This window comes from Paenibacillus sp. A3 (assembly GCF_001399685.1).
Classification (GTDB): domain Bacteria; phylum Bacillota; class Bacilli; order Paenibacillales; family NBRC-103111; genus Paenibacillus_G.
Window position 1 is genome coordinate 1 of sequence record NZ_JTHN01000280.1, and the last position, 804, is coordinate 804.

At 54.9% G+C, this 804-nt stretch carries 1 protein-coding gene; it reads left to right on the forward strand.

Annotated elements, in window-relative coordinates; translation table 11 throughout:
* Window positions 1-804, forward strand: an 804-nt coding sequence (locus QJ48_RS32950) for a penicillin-binding transpeptidase domain-containing protein (RefSeq protein WP_272948178.1), incomplete at both ends; no start/stop codon positions are given.

Below are 804 nucleotides of genomic sequence, written 5' to 3' on the forward strand. Positions count from 1 at the left end.
GAAAGAAGCGGCCAAGGCGCTGCTGTCGGTCCAACAGCCGAAGCTGGACCCGCAGGCCAACCCGGAGACGTACAGCGAGGCGCTGAAAAGCGTACAAGCCCAATTGTCTCGAGGCGGCTATCACGTGTATACGACGATCGACAAAGACATCTACGAGTCGATGCGCGACATCGCGAAGGATGGTAATAACTTTACTCCTGACGATAAAGTCAAAGGAACCGAGCAAATCGGCGCCGTCATGATGGACAGCAAATCTGGAGCGATTCTCGGCATGATGGAAGGCCGCGACTTTTTCAAGGAGCAGTTGAATCACGCGACACAAGCGCTCCGCCAGCCCGGATCGACCATGAAGCCGATTGCCGCTTATTTGCCGGCCATGGAGAAGGGCGCCCTTCAGCCGGCCTCGGTCATCGACGATGTCCCGATCATTCTCAAGGACGGCAGCAGAGGCTTTCACATCCCGGAAAACTGGGACGACGGCTACCACGGACTCGTCACGGCCAGACGGGCGTTAAACCAGTCGTACAACATTCCGGCGATCAAATTGTTCGTCGATGTCGTCGGCATTAAAGAAGCCTGGGAATTTGCCAAAAAGATGGGGATCGTCTCTATTACCAAGGACGATTATCAAGCCCAGACAGGCGTTATCGGCGGTTTGAAATACGGGGTAACGGTCAAGGAGTTGACCAATGCTTATGCGACAATCGGCAACAAAGGCGTGTTCAACGAAACGTTCCTGATCCGCAAGATTACGGACTCCCACGGAAAAGTCGTCTACGAGCATCAGTTGACGCCGACGACCGC